This window comes from Streptomyces sp. NPDC005808 (assembly GCF_042871385.1).
Taxonomy (GTDB): domain Bacteria; phylum Actinomycetota; class Actinomycetes; order Streptomycetales; family Streptomycetaceae; genus Streptomyces.
Genome location: NZ_JBIAIK010000016.1, coordinates 114,160 through 135,567, shown reverse-complemented (window position 1 = coordinate 135,567; position 21,408 = coordinate 114,160). Strand labels below are relative to the sequence as shown.

Annotated in this window: 20 protein-coding genes; 8 read left to right on the top strand and 12 right to left on the bottom strand. The window is 71.4% G+C overall.

Going from position 1 to position 21,408, the window contains the following annotated elements; all coding sequences use genetic code 11:
• Positions 1 to 95: 95 nt before the first annotated feature.
• From egtD to egtA, 4 genes are read right to left on the bottom strand one after another with little or no spacing between them, the layout of a single operon-like run.
• Entirely contained in the window at positions 96 to 1,058 is a 963-nt protein-coding gene (gene egtD, locus ACFYPC_RS30070; RefSeq protein ID WP_391888929.1) for an L-histidine N(alpha)-methyltransferase, read from the bottom strand.
• Positions 1,055 to 1,846: an ergothioneine biosynthesis protein EgtC gene (gene egtC / locus ACFYPC_RS30065; RefSeq protein ID WP_391888927.1), complete on the bottom strand. Its 792-nt coding sequence runs from the start codon at positions 1,844 to 1,846 to the stop codon at positions 1,055 to 1,057. Before egtC ends, egtD begins: the two co-directional genes overlap by 4 nt.
• On the bottom strand, positions 1,846 to 3,186 hold the full coding sequence (gene egtB / locus ACFYPC_RS30060) for an ergothioneine biosynthesis protein EgtB (RefSeq protein WP_391888925.1): 1,341 nt from the start codon (positions 3,184 to 3,186) through the stop codon (positions 1,846 to 1,848). Before egtB ends, egtC begins: the two co-directional genes overlap by 1 nt.
• A complete protein-coding gene (gene egtA, locus ACFYPC_RS30055) occupies positions 3,183 to 4,577 on the bottom strand; it encodes an ergothioneine biosynthesis glutamate--cysteine ligase EgtA (RefSeq protein WP_391888923.1) in 1,395 nt (464 codons plus the stop codon). The genes egtB and egtA overlap by 4 nt, the downstream gene beginning before the upstream one ends.
• Positions 4,578 to 4,835: 258 nt before the next feature.
• On the opposite strand from egtA, the gene ACFYPC_RS30050 reads away from it, so the two are divergent.
• Positions 4,836 to 5,666: a TIGR02452 family protein gene (locus tag ACFYPC_RS30050; RefSeq protein WP_391888921.1), complete on the top strand. Its 831-nt coding sequence runs from the start codon at positions 4,836 to 4,838 to the stop codon at positions 5,664 to 5,666.
• Between the two features lie 70 nt (positions 5,667 to 5,736).
• Here ACFYPC_RS30050 and ACFYPC_RS30045 read toward each other — a convergent pair whose 3' ends face one another.
• Both ACFYPC_RS30045 and ACFYPC_RS30040 read right to left on the bottom strand, forming a co-directional pair.
• Positions 5,737 to 6,183, bottom strand: coding sequence for a type II toxin-antitoxin system PemK/MazF family toxin (locus tag ACFYPC_RS30045; RefSeq protein WP_391888920.1), 447 nt, complete (start codon positions 6,181 to 6,183; stop codon positions 5,737 to 5,739).
• A 60-nt stretch (positions 6,184 to 6,243) separates the two neighbouring features.
• Positions 6,244 to 7,683: an amidase gene (locus ACFYPC_RS30040; RefSeq protein ID WP_391888917.1), complete on the bottom strand. Its 1,440-nt coding sequence runs from the start codon at positions 7,681 to 7,683 to the stop codon at positions 6,244 to 6,246.
• 182 nt (positions 7,684 to 7,865) lie between these two features.
• Between ACFYPC_RS30040 and ACFYPC_RS30035 the strand changes: the two genes are divergently transcribed.
• The 3 genes from ACFYPC_RS30035 (at position 7,866) to ACFYPC_RS30025 (ending at position 11,626) form a co-directional block, all read left to right on the top strand.
• The gene (locus ACFYPC_RS30035; protein ID WP_391888915.1) at positions 7,866 to 8,900 is read left to right on the top strand and encodes a LacI family DNA-binding transcriptional regulator; all 1,035 of its coding nucleotides are present in this window, start codon (positions 7,866 to 7,868) and stop codon (positions 8,898 to 8,900) included.
• Positions 8,901 to 8,972: 72 nt separating this feature from the next.
• Positions 8,973 to 10,151: a 4-hydroxybenzoate 3-monooxygenase gene (locus ACFYPC_RS30030; protein WP_391888913.1), complete on the top strand. Its 1,179-nt coding sequence runs from the start codon at positions 8,973 to 8,975 to the stop codon at positions 10,149 to 10,151.
• A 38-nt stretch (positions 10,152 to 10,189) separates the two neighbouring features.
• Entirely contained in the window at positions 10,190 to 11,626 is a 1,437-nt protein-coding gene (locus ACFYPC_RS30025) for a benzaldehyde dehydrogenase (protein ID WP_391888911.1), read from the top strand.
• 15 nt (positions 11,627 to 11,641) lie between these two features.
• Here ACFYPC_RS30025 and trxA read toward each other — a convergent pair whose 3' ends face one another.
• Positions 11,642 to 12,019, bottom strand: a complete 378-nt coding sequence (gene trxA / locus ACFYPC_RS30020) for a thioredoxin (protein ID WP_391888909.1) — start codon at positions 12,017 to 12,019, stop codon at positions 11,642 to 11,644.
• Positions 12,020 to 12,139: 120 nt separating this feature from the next.
• On the opposite strand from trxA, the gene ACFYPC_RS30015 reads away from it, so the two are divergent.
• Positions 12,140 to 13,576: a dihydrolipoyl dehydrogenase family protein gene (locus tag ACFYPC_RS30015; protein WP_391888908.1), complete on the top strand. Its 1,437-nt coding sequence runs from the start codon at positions 12,140 to 12,142 to the stop codon at positions 13,574 to 13,576.
• A gap of 86 nt (positions 13,577 to 13,662) precedes the next feature.
• On the opposite strand, the gene ACFYPC_RS30010 is transcribed toward ACFYPC_RS30015, so the two are convergent.
• Positions 13,663 to 14,319 (bottom strand): peptide deformylase, encoded by a 657-nt coding sequence (locus ACFYPC_RS30010; RefSeq protein ID WP_391888906.1) that lies wholly within the window; start codon positions 14,317 to 14,319, stop codon positions 13,663 to 13,665.
• A gap of 202 nt (positions 14,320 to 14,521) precedes the next feature.
• Between ACFYPC_RS30010 and ACFYPC_RS30005 the strand changes: the two genes are divergently transcribed.
• Positions 14,522 to 15,913, top strand: coding sequence for a PepSY-associated TM helix domain-containing protein (locus ACFYPC_RS30005; protein ID WP_391888904.1), 1,392 nt, complete (start codon positions 14,522 to 14,524; stop codon positions 15,911 to 15,913).
• A gap of 94 nt (positions 15,914 to 16,007) precedes the next feature.
• On the opposite strand, the gene ACFYPC_RS30000 is transcribed toward ACFYPC_RS30005, so the two are convergent.
• The 3 genes from ACFYPC_RS30000 to ACFYPC_RS29990 form a co-directional block, all read right to left on the bottom strand.
• Entirely contained in the window at positions 16,008 to 16,355 is a 348-nt protein-coding gene (locus ACFYPC_RS30000) for a tetratricopeptide repeat protein (RefSeq protein ID WP_391888902.1), read from the bottom strand.
• Positions 16,356 to 16,425: 70 nt separating this feature from the next.
• Positions 16,426 to 16,866 (bottom strand): MarR family transcriptional regulator, encoded by a 441-nt coding sequence (locus ACFYPC_RS29995; protein ID WP_391888899.1) that lies wholly within the window; start codon positions 16,864 to 16,866, stop codon positions 16,426 to 16,428.
• Positions 16,863 to 17,399 (bottom strand): MarR family winged helix-turn-helix transcriptional regulator, encoded by a 537-nt coding sequence (locus ACFYPC_RS29990; protein WP_391888897.1) that lies wholly within the window; start codon positions 17,397 to 17,399, stop codon positions 16,863 to 16,865. Before ACFYPC_RS29990 ends, ACFYPC_RS29995 begins: the two co-directional genes overlap by 4 nt.
• 191 nt (positions 17,400 to 17,590) lie before the next feature.
• Here ACFYPC_RS29990 and ACFYPC_RS29985 point away from each other — a divergent pair, with 191 nt between their 5' ends.
• Positions 17,591 to 18,556 (top strand): pirin family protein, encoded by a 966-nt coding sequence (locus tag ACFYPC_RS29985; protein WP_391888895.1) that lies wholly within the window; start codon positions 17,591 to 17,593, stop codon positions 18,554 to 18,556.
• Between the two features lie 149 nt (positions 18,557 to 18,705).
• Here ACFYPC_RS29985 and ACFYPC_RS29980 read toward each other — a convergent pair whose 3' ends face one another.
• The gene (locus ACFYPC_RS29980; protein ID WP_391888893.1) at positions 18,706 to 20,058 is read right to left on the bottom strand and encodes a discoidin domain-containing protein; all 1,353 of its coding nucleotides are present in this window, start codon (positions 20,056 to 20,058) and stop codon (positions 18,706 to 18,708) included.
• A gap of 356 nt (positions 20,059 to 20,414) precedes the next feature.
• On the opposite strand from ACFYPC_RS29980, the gene ACFYPC_RS29975 reads away from it, so the two are divergent.
• Positions 20,415 to 21,257, top strand: coding sequence for an alpha/beta fold hydrolase (locus ACFYPC_RS29975; RefSeq protein WP_391888891.1), 843 nt, complete (start codon positions 20,415 to 20,417; stop codon positions 21,255 to 21,257).
• The last annotated feature ends 151 nt before the right edge of the window (positions 21,258 to 21,408 follow it).

The window sequence follows — 21,408 nt, the reverse complement described above, 5'->3', positions numbered from 1 at the left end:
CCGTGGCGGGTGTGCCACGCGTCATTCCACGGTGCCCCACTGGGCGGCGGTCCGCGAGGTGTGGGGCGGCCCGTGGATGACGTACGCGCCCGCAACTACCCGGCGGTGCTCAGCGACAGTGCGAAGCGGCCCTCCTTGTCCGTCCACCAGTGGGCCAACTCGAAGCCCGCCGAGGCCAGTTCACCGCGGATGCTGTCCTGGCGGAACTTCGCCGAGATCTCCGTGCGCAGTTCCTCGCCGTCCGTGAAGTCGACGGTGAGGTCGAGGGCGGGGAGCTTCACGGTCTGCGCGGCGCGTGAGCGCAGCCGCATCTCGATCCATTCGTTCTCGGCGTCCCAGAGAGCGACATGCTCGAACGCGTCGGGGTCGAAGTCGGCGCCGAGCTCGCGGTTGACGACGCTGAGGACGTTCTTGTTGAACGCGGCGGTCACCCCGGCCGCGTCGTCGTAGGCGGCGACGAGGACCGACTCGTCCTTGACCAGGTCCGTGCCGAGCAGCAGCGCATCGCCGGGCGACAGCAGGGATCGTACGGACGCCAGGAACGCGGCGCGTTCGGCGGGCAGCAGGTTGCCGATCGTGCCGCCGAGGAAGGCCACCAGCCGCGGCCCGGGCGTGCCGGGAAGGGCGAGACCGCCGGTGAAGTCGGCGAGCAGGGCGTGCACACTGAGATCCGGATGCTGGGCGATCAGTGCGCGCCCGGCCTGAGTGAGGGCGGACTCGCTGACGTCGACGGGCACATACGTGTGCAGCCCCGGCAGCGCGTCGAGCAGGAACCGTGTCTTCTCCGACGAGCCCGATCCCAGCTCGACGAGGGTGCGCGCGCCGGTCGCGCCGGCGATCTCCGCGGCCCGCGCGATCAGGATCTCGCGCTCCGCCCGGGTGGGGTAGTACTCGGGCAACTCGGTGATCTTCTCGAAGAGTTCGCTGCCATGAGCGTCGTAGAACCACCTCGGCGGCAGGGACTTCGGGGTGCGGCGGAGACCGTGCAGCACATCGGCGCGCAGGGCGGCCTCCGTGGCGCCTTCGGTCAGGGTGCGGGTGAGAAGGAACGGACTCACGTGCGGGGCTCCTTCGACGGGGCGGATGCCATGTGGTCGTGCGGGTCCTTCAGCGGGCTGAGCAGGACCTCGTCGCGGGTCGCCGCGAGCAGCGTGCGATCCGGCACCTCCTGCCAGCGCGGGTCCTCGTCGTACGGCTCGGAGGCCACGACCGTGCGGTGGCCGGGCTCGATGAGGTACCAGAGGGTGTCGCCCCACGCCGTCGCGGTGATCGAATCGCCGTTGGTGAGGAGCAGGTTGAGCCGGGACCCGGGCGCCGCCTCGGCCACCTCGACGACCGTGTCGGCCAGTGCCTGGCTCTCGTCGTCGCCCTCGCGCAGCCGGTGCAGCAGCAGCGCCCAGACGAGCGCCGAGTCGCAGCGCGCCTCCAGCGACAGCAACTCCACGGCGGGCAGGCTCTGGACGAGCGGGGCGAGGGAGCGCGGCCACCCGAGCACCGCGCCGTTGTGGCTGAACAGCCAGGGCCCCGCGGCGAACGGCGCCGCCGCGGCCTCCCCGTCCGCGCCGGCCAAGGTCGCGTCCCGGACCGCCGCGAGCAGCGAGGTGGTCCTGACGACACGGGCCAGATCCGCGAAGGACTGGTCGCCCCAGATGGGCCCGGTGCGGCGGTAGCGGGCCGGTGCCGGATCGCCGTCCGCGTACCAACCCACCCCGAAACCGTCGGCGTTGACCGTGCCGTACCGCTGCTGCCGGGGCGCCCAGGACTGCCGGAAAAGGCTGTGCGGCGGCTCCACGAGCAGGCTGCCCATCGTCTCCCGGGGCCCGAGGAACGCCAGGTGACGGCACATCAGACATCCCCCGAGCGTGCCGTGCGGAACCCGGAGAAGATCTGCCGCCGGATCGGATAGTCCCAGTTGCGGAAAGTGCCCCGGCAGGCGACAGCGTCCACCGCGAACGAACCGCCGCGCAGCACCTTGTGCTCCGGCCCGAAGAACACCTCCGAGTACTCCTTGTACGGGAAGGCCGCGAACCCGGGGTAGGGCGAGAGTTCGCTCGACGTCCACTCCCACACATCGCCGATCAACTGCCGTACGCCGAGCGGTGATTCACCCGCGGGATAGCTGCCGGCCGGGGCGGGGCGCAGATGGCGCTGTCCCAGGTTGGCGTGTTCGGGGGCCGGGTCGGCGTCGCCCCACGGGTAACGCCTGGAGCGGCCGGACGCCGGGTCGTGGCGGGCCGCCTTCTCCCACTCCACCTCGGTGGGCAGCCGCCGCCCCGCCCAGCGGGCGTACGCGTCCGCCTCGTACCAACTCACGTGCAGCACCGGCTCGTCCGGCGGCACCGGCTCGGTGACGCCGAAGCGGCGCCGCAGCCACTGCCCGCCTTCGCGGCGCCAGAACAGCGGCGCCTCGATGCCGTGCGCCCGGATGTGGTCCCAGCCCTCCGGTGCCCACCAACGTGCGGTGCCGTAGCCTCCGTCGGTGATGAAGGCCTGGTAGGCGGCGTTCGTCACCGGCGTGGTGTCGATGAAGAACGAGGCGACCATGCGCTGATGCGCGGGCCTTTCGTTGTCCAGCGCCCAGGGCTCGGTGGACGTGCCCATCGTGAACGGGCCGCCCGGCACCAGGACTTCGGCGGGTCCGGTGAACAAGGGCGCGGGCGCGGGGTCCGGAGCGGTCAGGGCCGCCGGTCCCTTGCGGAGCTGATGGGTGATCAGCATCGTCTCGTCGTGCTGCTGTTCGTGCTGTGCGATCATCCCGAAGGCGAAGCCGGCCTCCGTCAGGCGGGTGGAGCCGAACGCGGTGCTCTCCAGGATGTCCAGCGCTCGGCCGCGCACCTCGGCGGCGTAGTGCCGGGCTTCCCCGGGCGGCAGCAGCGGCAGCGAGGTCCGCTCGGCGCGCGGATGCTCGAACGCGTCGTACAGCCCGTCGATCTCCGGCCGCATCGCGTCACGCCCGGCGACCGCCCGCAGCAGCCAGAGCTCCTCCTGGTTGCCGATGTGCGCCAGGTCCCACACCAGCGGGGACATCAACGGCGAGTGCTGCGCGGTCAGTTCGGGTTCCTCGACGCACGAGGTGAGGAGCGCTGTGCGGTCGCGGGCCGTGGTGAGCGCGTCCAGGGCGCGCTCCCTGAGCGACTCCGGGTCCGTGGGCGACACGGATTCCGTGAGGGGTTCGGGGGCGGTCATGAGCCGATGTCCTTCCGGTGGAACTGACCGTGGAACTGACCGTGGAACTGGCCTTGGAACTGACCGTTGAGCCGGTCGTGCGGCTGGTCGTGCGGCTGGTCGTGGAACTGATCGGGGCGCTGATCGTCGGACCGGGCCCGCAGCTGGGTGAGCAGATCGTCGGCGGGGCAGCGGCCCCGGGCGACGAAGCGCCCGGTGTACTCGGTGACGGCATCCAGGACCTCGGTGGTGGCGCCGAGCCGGGGCAGGGCCTCGGTGGCCGCCGCGAAGCAGATGACGGCGGCCTCGTGCAGCTCGGGATCGGCCAGGCCGTGCCGTGCGGCGTCCTCCCACAGCGGATTGCGCGGAGCGGGCAGCGAGCCCGCTCGCTCCGCGAGGGGCTTGACCGTCCGGTAGGCGATCTCGGCGGCTTCCGGGTCGTCGAAGAGGGCCGTCGTGACGGCGAGCGGGACGATCCATCCGTCGTCGCCCGGCTGCGCGTCGATCATGCGGAGCTCCAGGTGGCCGCGCGGGCGCACCGGCGGGAACAGGGTCGTCAGGTGGTAGTCGAGGTCCGCCCGGTCCGGCGGGCTGTCGGAGCGCGTCCACTCCCGGAACGTCATGCCTTCCGGTACGTCCCAGGGACCGTCCGGCGCCCGTACGCACATCACCGGCGCGTCCAGGACGCGCTGGACCCACGCGGCACGCGGCTCGGGCCCCAGCGGCGGCGCGTCGATCCGCCCGGGATCCATCGCCGCCCACAGCGACTGCCGAGAGGAGCGCCAGCCGGTGTGCCGCCCCCGGGCCATCGGCGAGTGGGCGAACGCGGCCACCAGGACCGCGCCCAGCTGGTGCGCCATCCACCAGCGGCGCCCGTACCCGAGCGGTCCCGGCTCCTCGTGGCCGGCGTCCAGGCACACCTGGACGGAGGCGGAGGAGCACATCATGGCGCGGCCCTCGGGGCCCGCGCGGTCGAGATACTGCTCCATGGCGTCGTACCGCGGCTCATGGAGGAAGCGGCTCGGGGGGTTCCAGGGATCCTGGCCGTAACCACTGAGGCCGAGACCCGCTTCGCGCAGTACCGCGCGTACGGCATCGAGGTCGGCGGACACGGACCCGATGCACTCCATCAGGGAGGCGGCGGGAAGAGAGCTGAGCTCCAGCTGTCCGCCGGGTTCGACCGTGAGCGCCGAACGCAGGGGCAGGGTCCGCAGTGCGGCGTAGGCCGCTACCAGTCGTTCAGGTGTTGCCGGGAGCTGCGGCTGCCGCAGCTCGTGGACGAGCCATTCCACTTCGACGCCGAGATGTCGAGGGGGTCCGGTCTTGAAGCAGATGCCTCGGACCAGCGCTTCCACCTCGGCCTCGGTGACGCCGGAGCGGTGCTCCGTACAGTCACTCACCGAATCGGACATGTCGGGATCCTCCTGAGATTCCACCATGCCGCCGGACCGGCATCCGTGGCACCGGACCGGCAGTGCTCGTCCCACCCAAGACCACATGCGCCGGTTCGCACAAGGGTGCGTTTCGCCGCTTTGGGGGGCCGGGAAACGCTGTTTGCAAGCCCGGGAAACTCTGTTGCGCCGCATGACCAGCATCGCTCACGATGCGTTCATGAGCACGACGGGGGAGATCGCGCGGGACGCGCTCGTGGCGCGTACGGGGGTGGCGCCATGAGTGCGCGCCTGCGCGGTGTCGCGCATCACACGGAGGAGATCGTCGCGGCGGGTTCGTACCGGGCGTCCGACGGGCGCGAGGTGTCGATCGCCGTGGCGGTCGAGGCCGCGCGGGCGGGGACGCGGATGTACGGCCCGGAGCCCGTGGGCACGGAACTCGGCGGCGCGGCGGACACGACGTTCGAGGTCACGGGCGAGAGCAGCCTGGAGGCCGCCCGGCGGCTCGTGGACGGAACGGACCCTGTCGCCGTCCTGAACTTCGCCTCGGCGCGCAATCCCGGCGGCGGCTATCTCAACGGGGCGCAGGCCCAGGAAGAGGCGCTCTGCCGGGCCTCCGCGCTGTACACCTGTCTGCTGCGGACCCGGCCGTTCTACGACCACCACCGCGCCCACCGCGATCCCTTCTACACGGACCGTGTCATCCACTCACCCGCCGTGCCCGTCTTCCGTGACGACCGCGGGCGCCTCCTCGACGAGCCGTACCCGGCCGGCTTCCTGACGGCCGCGGCACCCAACGCCGGAGTCGTCCTGCGGACCGCTCCGGACCGCGCCTCCGAACTGCCGCACGCCCTGGCCGTACGCGCCGAGCGGGTCCTGGAGACCGCGGCCGCCCACGGCTACCGGCGGCTGGTGCTCGGCGCCTGGGGCTGCGGGGTCTTCCGGAACGACCCGGCGCAGGTCGCGGGCGCCTTCCACGGCTTGCTGGTCAAGGGCCGCTTCGAGGGGTACTTCGAGCACGTCGTGTTCGGAGTCCTGGACCGTACGGAGGGTTCGGCGACGCGGGGCGCGTTCGAGCGGACGTTCGCAGCTGAGCTCGGGGTCCGGTAACGCGCCCCGTTTCAGGGGCGCGTGGAACTGCACGATCGGCCACGATGAGCCCGCAGTCGATCCAGCGCACCTACCGCCACCCGTACCGCTCCTGCAGCCGCCGCACCACGGAGTTGAACCGCATCCGGTCCAGCGCACACGCCTCCCGCCGCATCCCGTCCTCGTGCAGCCGCAGTACGCGATCCACGGCCACCCACGAGTCCCGGCCGGTGCGGTCCCACGGCCCGCTCCCGATCGGCACCCACTCCCGGTCGCCGTCGTGCCGCTTGCTCGACAGCTGGACGGCGAGGAAGGTGCCCGCGGCCTCCCGGGCGACGACGAGCACCGGGCGGTCCTTGCCCCGGCCGTCGTTCTCCTCATAGGGCACCCACGTCCAGACGATCTCGCCCGGATCGGGGTCGCCGTCGTGCGCGGGGGAGTACTCGGTCCGCACCCGGCCCACCTCACGAGGCTCGGCCTCCGTGGTCGCGGAAAGGCCGTGGCGGCCGGGGACGTCTTCTTCGGTCGATGCAGTCACATGGGTCACGTTACTTCGGGGACAGGGCGGCCAACTCCCCTGCCCCCGAAGGCCACCGCCTCACCGCACCGCGCGGGAGCCCGGGTCCGTCGCGAGCGGCGGCCACCGTTCGTGCCAGCGCTGATCCGCCTCCAACCGGGCGGCCAGCGAGACGAGCAGTGGCTCGCTGTTCGCGGGGCCGAGGAGTTGCGCCCCTACGGGAAGGCCGTCGCCCACGAAGCCCGCGGGGACGTTGACCCCGGGCCAGCCCAGCACGTTCCACGGCCAGGCGAACGGGCACGCGGCGATCATGGCCCGGTCGGTGCCCAGCCCGTTCAGGTTCACCATCGAGCCGATGCGTGGCGGGGGAGCGGCGGTCGTCGGTGCGAGGAGGACGTCGTACGACTCGAAGAGCGCGCCGATCCGCCGGTGGAGGGTGGCCTCCGCGCGGCGGGCCAATCGGAGAGGCACTCCGCTGAGGACGCGTCCCAGGCGGGCTGCGTCGCGGGTACGCCGGTCGAGGAGGTCCTGCTGCGGCACGTCGCGTACGCGTTCGGCGAGGCCGACCGTCGCGCGGGGGATGAACGACAGCCCGATCCGCCCGTACCGCGGCTCCGCCTCCTCCACCACGTGCCCGAGCGCCGACAGCCGCTCCGCGAGTGCGAGGACCCGCCCCCGTACGGCGGGGTCGAGCCGGGCGGGCAGAGCCGTGAACGGCGGCTTCAGCGACAGCGCGATCCGCAGCCGGCCCGGATCGCGGCCCACCGCGTCCGACACGCGCAGGGCGGGGGGCCGGTGGAGATCGCCGTCGTGCTGACCGCTCGCCGCGTCCAGGAGCAGGGCCGCGTCGGCGACGGTGCGGGCGAGAGTGCCGTTGACCGTGATGCCCTGGAACGACTCCGGGTGCGGGCCGGTCGAGATTCGGCCACGCTGCGGTTTGATCCCGATCAGGTGGGTCCAGGAGGCCGGGATGCGGACCGAGCCCGCGCCGTCCGAGCCCAGCGCGGCCGGGACGAGGCCCGCCGCCACGGCTGCCGCCGAGCCCCCGGAGGAGCCGCCCGGCGTGTGGCCGGTGTGCCAGGGGTTGCGGGTGGCGCCGAAGGCGGGTCCCTCGGTGAAGGGCCACTGTCCGAGTTCGCAGGTGTTGGTCTTGCCGATGATGATCGCGCCGGCCGCACGCAGCCGGCGCACGGCCTCTCCGTCCGCGGCCTGGGGCGGGAACTCGCCCCGGCAGCCGAACGCGGTCGGCTCGCCCGCCACGTCCATGTCGTCCTTCACCGCCACCGGAACCCCGAGCAGCGGCCGTCGTGTCCCCGCGGTCAGCTCCTTGTCCGCCGCGTCGGCCTCGGCCAGCGCCGCCTCGGCACGCACCACCCGGAAGGCGTTCAGGGAGGGCTGGGTCGCCTCGATCCGGGCCAGTGCCCGCTCGACCGTCTCGCGCGCGGTGACCGTGCCCTCGGCGAGGGCGAGGGCGCATTCGGCCAGACCCGGGGCACGGTCGGGAGCTGTGTCTGCAGTCACGTCGGGAGCCAACGAGGACACCTCCGAAGCACGTCGTCTACCGCACGGTAACCTCCGGGCGGTTCATCCGGTACGGGATGTCGAACATCCTTTGTGGAAGGGCGAGTTCCAGCCACCTGGGGCCGGCGGCCTCTCCACCGCGCCGAGCGGCGCGCCTCGGTTCTGCAAGGATGCGTCCCGTCATGGTGCAGATACCGAAGCAGCCCGCCCCGTCAGCGCCCGCACAACGAACCGTGCCGACGAGTGCCGATGTGGCCCGCCTGGCGGGCGTCTCCCGCGCGACCGTCTCATACGTCCTGAACAACACCAGCGCCGTGCGGATCAGCGAACCCACCCGCCGCCGCGTCCACGAGGCGGCCAAGGAACTCGGGTACGTCCCGCACGCCGCCGCCCGCAGCCTGCGCGCCGGCCACAGCCGGATGGTGCTGATGCCCGCGCCGTCCCTGCCCATGGGCCTGCTCTACAGCCAGTTCTTCAATGAGCTCCAGTGGGCGCTGAGCCGCCTCGACTACACGGTCGTGCAGCACGGCAGCGGCGGCCTGCACGACGACGAGGCCGCCCGTGGCTGGGCCGAGCTGCGGCCGGTCGCCGTACTCGTGCCCGGCAGCAGGCTCGGCTCGGAGGGCGTGGCCGTCCTCAAGGGCTCCGGCGCCCGGGCCGTCGTCACGATGGGCCCCGAGAGCGTCGAGGGCGCGCACGCGCTGCTCATGGACCACGAACGGGTCGGCCACTGCGCGGGTGCCCACCTCCTGGCCCGTGGCCGCCGCCGGATCGGAGTCGTGGTGCCCCGGGAAGCAGGCCTGGACGTCTTCTCCGGGCCCCGCCTCGAAGGCGTACGGCGCGCCCTGCACGGCAGTGACGCGACGGTGACCGAGCTGTCGCTCGCGTACGAGGAGCAGGCCGCCGCCCGCCTCGCGGCCCGCTGGCGCTCCCTGGACCTGGACGCCGTGTTCGCGTACAACGACGAGTACGCGATGCTGCTGACCCGCGCCCTCCAGGACGAGGGCATCGGCATCCCGGCAGAGACGGCCGTGATCGGCGCCGACGACCTGATGCTCGGCAGGCTGCTGCGGCCGCGGCTGAGTACCGTGCACATCGAGCTGCCGTCGGGGCGCGACCTGGCCGAACTGGTGGACCGTGTGGTGCGCGAGCCCGGTGCCGCAACCGAAACGCACGAGGTGCTGGGCGCGAGAGTCGTGCACCGCGAGTCGAGCTGAGAGAGGCTGGGACTCTTCCCCGGCCGAAGCCGGGGACTGTTTCCCGGGCTGGATCGGACACGGAGGCGCGTCATGCGGACCACGGTCGGCATCATCGGCGGGGGTCCCGCCGGGCTGCTGCTGGCCCGGCTGCTGCACCGGGCAGGCGTCGACTGTGTCGTCCTGGAGAGCAGGACCCGGGCGTACGCCGAGCAGCGCCAGCGCGCAGGAATGCTGGAGCAGGGCACCGTCGACGCGCTGCGCGAGTGCGGCGCCGCCGACCGGCTGGACGCCGAGGGCCTGATCCACCACGGCATCGAGTTGCGCTTCGCACGCGAACGCCACCACATCGACTTCCCCGACCTCACCGGCGGTCGCACGGTCACGATCTACGCCCAGACGGAGATCGTGAAGGACCTCATCGCCCTCCAACTCGCCGACGGGCCACCGCTGTTGTTCGGGGCCGAGGCGATCGCGATCGAGAAGCCGGACAGTGAGGCGCCCCTGGTGCGCTTTGTGCACCAGGGGCGCGAGCAGACCCTGAGCTGCGACTACGTGGTGGGCTGCGACGGTTCCCACGGCGTCGCGCGCGAGGCGTTCCCGGCCGACGCGAGCCGCACGTACGCGCACGACTACCCCTACTCCTGGCTCGGGATCCTTGCCGATGTGCCGCCCTCCTGCGAGGAGTTGATCTACGCGCGCGGTGACGGGGGCTTCGCCCTGCACAGCATGCGTTCACCCTCGGTGTCGCGGCTCTACCTCCAGGTCCCCAACGGCACCGATGTCCACGACTGGCCCGACGAGCGTATCTGGGACGAGCTCGCCGCGCGTTTCGCGATCGACGGCGACTGGCGGCTGGAGCGCGGTCCCGTCACGGCCAAGTCCGTGACCCCGATGCGGAGTTACGTCCACGAGCCGATGCGCCACGGACGGCTCTTCCTCGCCGGGGACGCCGCGCACATCGTGCCGCCGACCGGCGCCAAGGGGCTCAACCTCGCGGTGTCCGACGTCCGGGTGCTGGCGCGTGGCTTCGCGGCTCTGCACCATGCGGGATCAGCCGAACTCCTCGACCGTTACTCGGAGTTGAGCCTGGACCGGGTGTGGCAGGCCACCCGCTTCTCTTACGACATGACCAGGATGCTGCACGCTCAACCGGACGGGGACGCCTTCGAACGCCGGATGCAGCTCGCGCGGCTGCGCCGGATCACGTCATCGCGTCCCGCGGCCGCCGAACTGGCCGCGAACTACACGGGATTACCCCTCGCCCTGTGATGTCCCGCCGCTGACCAGCGATCGATCGGAGAGCCGTCATGCCGCTGCTCGACCCCAAGACCTGGCAGTCCCGCACGCTGGCGGGCGGTGAGTACGCCGTCACCGAGCCCGCCACCGGCGAGGCGCTCGGCAGCGTCACGCTCGCCACCGCCGAGGACATCGCGACGGCCGCGCGGACCGCCGGGGCCGCCCAGTCCGAATGGGCCGGGGCCCCGCACTTCGTCCGCGCCGCCGTCCTGCGCAAGGCGGGCGACCTGTTCGCCGCGCACGCCGACGAACTGCGCGACTGGATCGTCCGCGAGTCCGGCTCCATTCCCGGCAAGGCCGACTTCGAGCTTCATGTCGCCGCCCAGGAGTGCTACGAGGCGGCAGCGCTGGCCTCGCGCCCGACCGGTCAGATCCTCCCGTCGGAGGCCCCGCGTCTGTCGTACACCCGGCGCGTCCCGGTCGGTGTGGTGGGCGTCATCGCCCCGTTCAACGCTCCGCTGATCCTCTCGATCCGCTCGGTGGCCCCGGCGCTCGCGCTCGGCAACGGTGTCGTCCTGAAGCCGGACCCGCGCACCGCTGTGTGCGGGGGCCTCGCGCTCGCCGCCGTCTTCGCCGAGGCGGGTCTCCCGGAGGGGTTGCTGCACGTGCTGCCCGGTGGTCCCGAGACCGGCCAGGCACTGGTCGCCGACCCTCAGGTTCCGGTGATCTCGTTCACGGGATCGACCGCCGCCGGACGCGCGGTCGGTGAGGCCGCCGGCCGTCAACTCAAGCGCGTACACCTGGAGTTGGGAGGCAACTCCGCGCTGATCGTGCTGGCGGACGCCGACATCGACGCGGTGATCTCCACGGCGGCGTGGGGCTCGTTCTTCCACCAGGGCCAGATCTGCATGACGACGGGCCGCCATCTCGTCCACGCTTCGCTCTACGAGGAGTACGTCGAGCGGCTCGCCGCCAAGGCCGACTCGCTCGCCGTCGGCGACCCGCACCGCGAGCAGGTGCACCTCGGGCCGATCATCGACAGCGCCCAACTCGCCAAGATCCAGAGGCTGGTGGAGTCCAGCACGGCACGCGGCGCGAAGCTGGCGGCGGGCGGTACGCACGAGAGGCTGTTCTACCGGCCGACGGTGCTCGCCGGAGTCGACGACTCCACCCCCGCGTACACGGAGGAGGTCTTCGGACCGGTCGCGCCGGTACGCTCCTTCGCGAACGTCGACGAGGCCGCGGCCCTCGCCTCGGCGGGACCCTACGGCCTCTCGCTGGGAATCGTCACCCGGGACACCGCGCTCGGTCTCGACCTCGCCGACCGCATCCCCACCGGCATCGCCCACATCAACGACCAGACCGTCAACGACGAGGCCGTCGCGCCCTTCGGCGGCATCGCGGCCTCCGGCACCGGCGCCCGCTTCGGCGGTGACGCCAACCTGGAGGCCTTCACCGACGTGCGCTGGACGACGGTGCGCGGCGACGTGGCGCCGTACCCGTTCTGAGCGTGAACCCGGAACCTACTGGCCGGCCTGAGCCTGCTGCTCGGCGACGGACTTGCGGACCTCGTCCATGTCAAGCTTGCGTGCCTGGCCGATGACGTCCTCCAGCGCGGCCTGCGGCAGCGCCCCGGGCTGGGAGAAGATCGCGACCTGGTCGCGGACGATCATCAACGTCGGGATCGACCGGATGTCGAAGGCCGCGGCCAGTTCGGGCTGCGCCTCCGTGTCAACCTTGGCGAACACCAGGTCGGGGTTGGCCTCGGCCGCCTTCTCGTAGACCGGGGCGAACTGACGGCACGGCCCGCACCAGGACGCCCAGAAGTCGATCAGGACGAACTCGTTGTCCGTGACCGTCTGGTCGAAGTTCTCCTTGGTGAGCTCCACGGTGCTGCTCATGCCTGTCTCCCCTTTTTCTCGACTCGGTTCGTGCCGGTTCGCACAACACCGCCTTCCAGTGGCGTATTCCGCGCCCTTACCCATGTGGCCACGAAGCACACCAGGAACCAGACTGATCCCATGACGGAAACGGAATCCATCGCGTACGACGTCGTGGTGCTCGGTGCCGGACCCGTGGGGGAGAACGTCGCGGACCGCGCTCGCGCGGCCGGCCTCTCCGCCGCGGTCGTGGAGAGCGAACTGGTCGGCGGCGAGTGCTCCTACTGGGCCTGTATGCCCAGCAAGGCCCTGCTGCGCCCGGCCATCGCCCGCGCCGACGCCCGCCGAGTGCCCGGCCTCAGCCAAGCGGTGCAAGGCCCCCTCGACGCACCCGCGGTACTCGCCCATCGCGACTCCTTCACCTCCCACTGGAAGGACGACGGCCAGGTCGGCTGGCTGGACGGCATCGGTGCCGACCTCTATCGCGGACACGGGCGGCTCGACGGAGCACGCACAGTGACGGTCGAAGGGCCGGACGGCGAGCGGCAGGTGCTGACAGCCCGGCACGCGGTCGCCGTGTGCACCGGCACCCGCGCCCTGCTGCCCGACCTGCCGGGGCTCGCCCAGGTCAGGCCCTGGACCAGCCGCGAGGCCACCAGCGCGCAGGCCGTGCCCGGCCGGCTCGTCGTGGTCGGCGGCGGTGTGGTCGCCGTCGAGATGGCCACGGCCTGGCAGGCCCTCGGATCCCAGGTCACGGTCCTGGTCCGCGGCAAGGGCCTGCTGCCCCGCATGGAACCCTTCGCGGGGGAACTGGTGGCTGAGGGCCTGCAGGAAGCGGGCGTGGAGGTGCGCACCGGCACCTCGGTGACCGCGGTGACCCGTGAGGGCTCGACCGTGGTCGTCCTGACGGACACCGGTGACCGCCTGGAGGCCGACGAGATCCTCTTCGCGACCGGCCGCGCGCCCCGCACCGACGACCTCGGCCTCGACACCGTGGGCCTGGAAGCGGGGTCCTGGCTCGACGTGGACGACAGCCTCCGGGTGATCGGCAGCGAGTGGTTGTACGCGGTCGGCGACGTCAACCACCGCGCGCTCCTCACCCACCAGGGCAAGTACCAGGCGCGTATCGCGGGCGCGGCCATCGCCGCCCGCGCGGCCGGCGTACCGCTCCTGGAGTCGGACCCCTGGGGCGCCCATGCCGCCACCGCCGACCACGCGGCCGTCCCCCAGGTCGTCTTCACCGACCCGGAGGCCGCCGCGGTGGGCCTCTCCCTTGCCGAGGCCGAACAGGCGGGCCACCGGGTGCGGGCCGTGGACGTGGAGATGTCCGTGGTGGCGGGCGCGGGACTGTACGCGGACGGCTATCGCGGCCGGGCCCGCATGGTCGTCGACATCAACCGCGAGATCCTCCTCGGCGTCACCTTCGTCGGACCCGGCGTGGGCGAACTGATCCACTCCGCGACCGTCGCCGTCGCCGGCGAGGTGCCCATCGGCCGCCTGTGGCACGCCGTCCCGTCCTATCCGACGGTGAGCGAGGTGTGGCTGCGGCTGCTGGAGGCCTACCGGGACGCGCCGTAGCCGAGCAGCCGGCAGGGTGCCTGCCCGCACCAGGGCATCCTGCCGCGGCGGCAGGTCCTCTCAGTTGCGCAACCTGCCGTGGCGGCTCAGCCGGGCAGTGTGAAGCCGAGGGCCGCAGCCGCCTCCTGAGGCGTCGGCTGCGACCAGTGTTCGGCCATCGCCTGGTTCGAGGACAGCGAACGCGTCTCCGCACGGTCGAGATAGAGCACACCGTCCAGGTGATCGGTCTCGTGCTGGACGATCCGCGCGGGCCAGCCCGTGAACACCTCGTCGACCGCGTGACCCTCCTCGTCCAGTGCCCGCAGCCGTACTTCCGCATGCCGGGGCACCACGGCCTGCCAGCCCGGCACGGACAGGCAGCCCTCGAAGAACGCCGCCCGCCCGGCGCCGATCCCCTCGTACGACGGATTGATCAGCACCCGGAACGGCTGCGGCACCCGCCCGCGCACCAGCCGTACCTCCTCGGACACCGGCGCCGGGTCCTCGATGACCGCGAGCCGCAGTGGTACGCCGACCTGCGGCGCCGCGAGGCCGACACCCGGCGCCGCATGCATCGTCGCGCGCAGAGCGGCGACGAAGCGGGTCAACAACCCCGCGTCCAACTGGCCGTCGACGGGCTCGGCGGTACGCCGCAGCACCGGGTCTCCGGCCGCCACGATCGGCAACGGGCCTTCGTGGGAGAGGAGTTCCTCGACCTGGTCGCTGAGGGAGCGGGAGGCGCTGGGGTCACGTTCGGATGCCATCACCCCAGGATGTCAAGTGGTCCGACGCGTCGCGAGGCGGCACAGGCGAGTCCCCCAGCTTCTCGAATGTGACGCATGCCACCCCCGGGCCCGGGAACTCCCCCCGCGCGCGCCCCGACTACTGGACCGCCACCGGTGAAGGGAGCCCCACTCCCGGCCCACGGCCCGATCCCGTCCCCTTCCTGACCGGAGAACCCCGCCGATGTCCACCGCGCCCCCGATCACGACGGACGAGTCCCCGCAGTCCGCCACGCCGGCATCCACCCGAAGAGCCTGGTCCTCGCTGCGTCCCCTGGTGCTGCGCCTGCACTTCTACGCAGGAGTGCTCGTCGCCCCCTTCCTGCTGGTCGCCGCGGCCACCGGCTTCCTGTACGCCGCCTCGTACCAGGCCGAGAAGATCATCTACTCGCATGAGATGACCGTCCCGGTCGGCGACGAGAAGCTGCCGCTGTCCGAGCAGGTGGCCGCAGCCCGCAAGGCCCACCCGGAGGGCACGATCTCGGCGATACGCCCCTCGCCTGAGGCCGATGCGACGACCCGGGTGATGCTCTCGGGCGTCCCGGGCATCAACGCCGACCACACCCTCGCGGTCTTCGTCGACCCGTACACCGCGAAGGTGCGCGGGGACCTGGAACAGTACGGCGCCACCGGCGCGCTCCCGGTGCGCACCTGGATCGACGAGTTCCACCGCAACCTGCACCTCGGCGAGAGCGGCCGCCTCTACAGCGAACTCGCCGCGAGCTGGCTGTGGGTGATCGCGAGCGGCGGTCTGGTGCTGTGGTTCGCGCGCCGACGTTCGCAGCGCAAGGTGCGTGGGACGAGCGGGCGTCGTCGCACCCTGGGACTGCACGGCACCGTCGGCGTCTGGGCGGCGGTCGGATTCTTCTTCCTCTCGGCGACCGGACTGACCTGGTCGACATACGCCGGGGCGAACATCGACGTCCTCAGGACCTCGCTCGGCCAGTCGACGCCCTCGGTCTCCGCGGCGACGGGCGGCGAGCACGCGGAACACGAGGCCGCGGCCTCGGCGGGCGATGCGGAGGGCGGAGCGGGTATCGACGAGATCCTCGCCGCGGCCCGTGCCAAGGGCCTCGGCGACCCGGTCGAGATCACCCCGCCGGCCGACGCCTCTTCCGCCTACGTCGTCAAGCAGGTCCAGCGCAGCTGGCCCGAGAAGCAGGACGCGGTGGCCGTCGACCCGACGACCGCCGCGGTCACCGACGAACTCCGCTTCGCCGACTACCCGGTGCTCGCCAAGCTGACCCGCTGGGGCATCGACGCCCACACGGGCGTCCTCTTCGGCCTGGTCAACCAGATCGTGCTGATGGCTCTCGCGGGCGCGCTGATCCTTCTGATCGTCCTGGGCTACCGCATGTGGTGGCTGCGCGGGCGCGCCTCCGCGTTCGGCCGCCCCATCCCGCGCGGCGCCTGGCAGCAGGTCCCGCCGCAGATCCTGGTCCCGGCCATGGCGGCCATCGCGGTGCTCGGCTACTTCGTCCCGCTGCTCGGCATCCCGCTGGCGGCGTTCATCGCGGTGGACGTGCTGCTCGGAGAGATCGCGCACCGGAGGGGGAAGCGTACGTACGCCGCTTGAAACCCTTAGGACCTGTCCGGCCCGTCCGGCCATTACCGAGGGCGCATACGAAAAGGCCGGTCACGGTGGTGACCGGCCTTCCTCCGCAGGGCTGTTACACCTGCTCGAATTCGCCCGTGAGCGCCGAGGCGATCCGCAGGTGCCGCTCCGCCTCCTCGGACCGCCCCTGGCGCTGAAGTGTGCGCCCCAGCATCAGGCGGGCGTAGTGCTCGACCGGGTCGAGCTCCACGAGTACGCGCAACTCGGCCTCCGCGCGCCGCAGTTGGGCCGAGTGGTAGTACGAGCGGGCCAGCAGCAGCCGGGGTCCGACCAGCTCCGGCACCTCCTGGACCAGGCCCTCCAGAACCCGCGCCGCACCGGCGTAGTCCCTGGCATCGAAGAACATCCGCGCCCGCTCCCAGCGCTCCGCGGCCGTCCCGTGGTCGTAGTACGTCGTGTCCACCGCTGACCTCCTTTGACGGGCTCAACGGCAGGTGTTGGTTGAATATTCCACTACTGCAGGGTGGTGGGGTTCAGGCGCCGTCGAGCTCCGCGTTGGCCCGCTCCGTGACCAGGGTGAGTACGCGACCGGCGGTCGCCAGATCCTCCGCCGGGATATCCGCGTACAGCCGGGCCGAAGCCTCACGTACGCCCGGTTGGATACTGTCGAAGAGCTCCCGGCCGCTGTTCGTGAAGGAAACCTGCCCCGCGGCCGACTCCTCCAGCAGCTTCAGGGTAACGAGTTCGTCGGCGATCTCCCGGGCCGCGGACTCCTCGATCTTCAGTGCTCCGGTCAGGCGGCCGATGAGCCAGTCGTGCTCGGCGGTGCCGCCCTGACTCGCGACGGCATTGAGGGTCACCGACTGGTGGAACGTGGTTCCGGTGCTGCCCAGGACCGTCTCCAGAACGGCCCGGCTCGCGAAGTGGGCCAGGGCTATGAGCTGGCCGTTGGCGGGGGGAGTGGCGGTGGTCATGACTGCTCCTTCTCGGGAAGTACTTGCTTGGGGTGTTCCTGTTCGGGGCGTTCCCTCTGTGGGTGTCTCTGCTCGGAACGTGGACCCAGTGGTACGTCGAGCAGCGCCGCCAACTCGCGGCTGAACGCCCCTGTGCGCTCGCCGTGGAGCCCGCCGAGGGGTTCCAGGAGCTGGTCCAGGAGGCTCTGGACCACCCTGATCGCGCGGCGCGTGACCTCGCGCCCCTCCTTGGTGAGTGACAGCTGCACGGCTCGCGGGTCGGCCGGATCGCGGGTCCGGTCGACGAGCCCGGCCGTCTCCAGGGCGCGGGCGAGCTTGGAGACGTAGAGCGGTTCGAGTCCGGTGTGGTCGGCGAGTGCGCGCTGGCTCGGCCGCCGGCCATCCCTGTGCATGCCGTACAGCGACGCCACCAGCGAGTACTGCGCGTGGGTCAGGCCCAGCGGCGCGACCGCCCGGTCGACGGCCACCCGCCATTTCATCGACAGACGCCAGACGAGGAAGCCGGGCGTCGCGTTCTCAGGTGCCGAACTCATGCAAAAAACAGTACATGGCTACTATATCCATGGCTACTATTTTGTCGGTCGGCCCGACCGATGGGGTATGCGTCTGGGCCCCAGGCCCCCGACCCTTTTGTCGTCCTTTGCCCGGACCTGGCGCCGAGTGCCCCTCAATGGGCGGGTCGATGGCCGGACGGCGGGTCGCCCACGGGGCTAGGTTGTGGGCCATGAGCAATCTTGATCGCGAGGCAGTGCCCGCCCTGTGCGGTGGCCGCGGTTTTGTGGTGGCCGAACCGGTGCGCGAACTCCTCAGCCCCCGCAAGGTCAAGCTCGGCGAGTCCACCGAAGTCCGCCGCCTGCTGCCCAACCTGGGCCGCCGCATGGTCGGCGCGTGGTGCTTCGTCGATCACTACGGGCCCGACGACATCGCCGAGGAGCCCGGCATGCAGGTCCCGCCGCACCCGCACATGGGCCTGCAGACCGTCAGCTGGCTGCACGAGGGCGAGGTGCTGCACCGCGACTCCACGGGCAGCCTGCAGACCATCCGTCCGCGCGAACTGGGCCTGATGACCTCCGGCCGCGCCATCAGCCACTCCGAGGAGAGCCCCAAGTCGCACGCCCGCTTCCTGCACGGCGCGCAGCTCTGGGTCGCCCTCCCGGACAGCCACCGCCATGCCGAACCGCGCTTCGAGCACCACTCCGAACTGCCCCTCGTCACCGCTCCGGGCCTGCGCGCCACGCTCATCCTGGGCACGGTCGACGGCACGGCGTCGCCCGGCACGACGTACACCCCGATCGTCGGCGCCGACCTGGCTCTCACGAGCGGCGCCGACGTACGTCTGCCCCTGGAGCCCGACTTCGAGTACGCCGTCCTCGCCATGTCCGGCGAGGCCGATGTCGACGGCGTACCGGTACTCCCGGGCTCGATGCTCTACCTCGGCTGCGGCCGCACCGAACTCCCGCTGCGCGCCCGGTCCGACGCGGCCCTCATGCTCCTAGGCGGCGAACCGTTCGAGGAGGAGCTGATCATGTGGTGGAACTTCATCGGGCGGTCCAACGAGGACATCCGTCAGGCCCGTTCGGACTGGATGGCCGGCTCCCGGTTCGGTGAGGTGGTGGGCTATGACGGTGCGCCACTGCCTGCTCCTGAACTCCCGCCGGTGCCGTTGAAACCGCGTGGAAGGGTGCGCTGACCTGGAGTTCGAGCTCGGGTGCAGCCCTCGCGCGGAACGCGGGGCGACGGGCCGGACCGGTCCGCTCCCGGGCTGTGCTGCCGCCCGGATCTTGAGCACACGCAGACCGGCACGGCCCACTCGACACCCTCGTCGTGAGCGGCTCCTCGTCAGCCGAAGACCTTGAACTCGTAGACGCGGGTGGCGGGGTCGGTGCCCTGGGTGGGAGTGGTGATATTCAGCCGGACGTAGCGGGCGGAGGTACCGGTGAGGCTGTGCGTGCTGACACCGGCGGTGTTGGCGGTGGCCTGGGCGACGGTGGTCCAGGTCGTTGCGTTGGTGGAGACCTGCACCGTGTACGCCCGGGTGTTGTAGGACGCGGCCTCGCCGCCCGCGCCGGCGTGGTCGATCTCGAGGCCGGTGACGGAGTGGGCCGAGCCGAGGTCGACGGTGAGCTGCGCCGGGGAGGTGAGGGAGCAGAACTTGTCGCTGTTCCCGCCGGTCACCGTGCCGTTGACTGCTTTGGCGGGCGTCTCGTTGCTGTTGCAGGAGGTGCTGCCGGTGGCGCTCTTGCCGAGAGCGAGGTTGGTCGGGCCGGTGCCGCTGCCCATGGCGGCGCTCACCGAGGCGGCCCACTGCCAGGGCGCGCTGGTGCCGCCGGGCAGGGAGTTGAAGTACTCCCAGCCGGAAACGCCGCCGAAGGAGGGGTACTTGGCGGTGAGCGTCGCGAGGGTGCTGTTCAGAACGCTGGGATCGACGTAACCGCTGCCGCAGTTGGCCGGATTGGTGAGAGTACCCGCGACGACCCTGTCCGCGGGGATCACGCCGCGGTTGATGATCGCGTCGTAACCGCTGGTGGAACTGAGCGATCCCCAGCCACAGTAGAACTGCGCGTTGAACCAGGCGATGGAGCTCGCGCGGTCGCGATAGAGCTGGTCGTAGCTGAAGCCGGACAGGTTGCCGCCCCCGCTCAACGCGGTGGCCACGGGCGCCAGGGTCACGATGAAGCCGGCGCCGAAGTCGGCGTGGAGCTGGTCGATGAGCCGCTCCACGCCGGCCAGGGACATGTACTCCTCCACGTCCAGGTCCAGGCCGTCGAGGTGGTAGGTGGACACCACGTTCTTCAACAGCGGGTAGTAGGTGGCGAAGTCGGTGTCCAGGCGCTGGAAGGTGCCCTGGGCGGCCCCGCCGACCATGCCGATCGCGTGCACGCCCTTCGCCTGCATCGCCGCGACGTCCGTCCACATCTGGTTGAACATCGCGTTGCCGGGAGGGTTGTCGTTCAGGTGGACCGACAGGTCGCTGTTGAGATGGAAGGCGCCGATCAGCAGGTCGGTGACCCCGGTGTTGTTGTTGGTGAGGCCCAACGGGGAGACGTAGGACCCGTTGGAGTACTGCGTCTGGTAGTAGACTACGACCCGCTTGCTGTTTGCCGCGGCAGCGGGCGTCCCGGTGCCGAACAGCACGGTCGCGGCCGCGACCAGCCCGGCCACCACCCGGACGAGCGTTCTCCTGACAGTCATGCCTTGGCCTCCTTGGCCCCTCGGGCCGGGGGCGGTCGCGGTGACGACCACAGCAACCCCGGCCCCGATGACAATGTTGTCATGAACACTGCGACGTTGTCAGAGGTCATCTGGACGATCGTTCGCATACGGGCCTCAAGGAGCGGCAGCACTCCCGTACTGCCACCGCGTGTGGCGTTGCGGTCAGGATTGTGAGGGCGAGCCAGGGACCCGCTGCCCGGCTGCCGGACCCCGGCGAGGCCCGCCGCCGGAGGGCGGCCCGTGTCCCCGGTCGGTACTGTCGGAGGTGTTCGCCGCTCGTTTTCCTGTGCCCGGCTCCCGGGTCGGGACGGCCGAGCGGAGGGAGGCTGGCAGCCGTGACCGTGATCTCTGTGAAGTCCGCGACGGTGGGCGACGGACTCGTGCTCCCCTACGCCGAGGCCGGCTACCCCGATGGGACACCGGTGGTCTTCGTGCACGGGCTCTCCGACTCCTGGTGGTCCTTCGAACCCCTCCTGCGGCGTCTCCCGGTCTCCCTGCACGGCTACGCGCCCACCCAGCGCGGACACGGTGACGCAGGCCGTCCCCCCGACGGTTACACGCCGGAGGACTTCGCCTCCGATCTCGTGGACTTCCTCGACGCCGTCGGAATCGACCGCGCTCTTCTCGTGGGATCCTCCAGCGGTGGCGTGCAGGCCCGGATCGTCGCCGGCAGCCACCCCGATCGCATCGAGGGACTGGTCCTGCTCGGCGTCCCCGCCACGCTTGCCGACAAGCCCGCGGCGCTGAGAGCGCAGGAGTCGGTGGCGGGCTTCTCCGACCCCGTTCCCCGCAAGTTCGTCGAGGACCTCATGGCTGTCACGGTGGGCGACGGGGTCGCCAGGGGACTCGTCGAGACCATGATCGAAGAGAGCCTGAAGGTTCCGGCCCGCGTCTGGCGGGAGACCCTCCGCGGCCTGCTGGAGGCCGACCTCGGCGCGACGCTCACCGGAATCCTGGTGCCGACCCTCGTCATCTGGGGCGACCGGGACGAAATCCTCCCGCGCAGCGACCAGCAGATCATCCTGGACGCCATCTTCGGAGCGCGCCTCCTTGTCTACGAGGGTGCGGGCCACGTCGTGCACTGGGAACTGCCCGAGCGGGTCGTCGCCGACCTCGCCGAATTCGCCGCCCGTATCGTCCGTCCCGGCGCCGCTCCCTTTCCGATTTCAGGGGATTGACGTTCCCGATTCGACTGATTGCGCGGAGTCATCTGATTGGCGAAATGGTTTTGCCGGCGCCGTGCGGGGAATTTGAGATCCAGTGCTTCGGACAGGAGGCACGTCCGTGGGCGCAGGTGTGCAAAGGCCGCGGGTGTTTCCCTTCCGACTG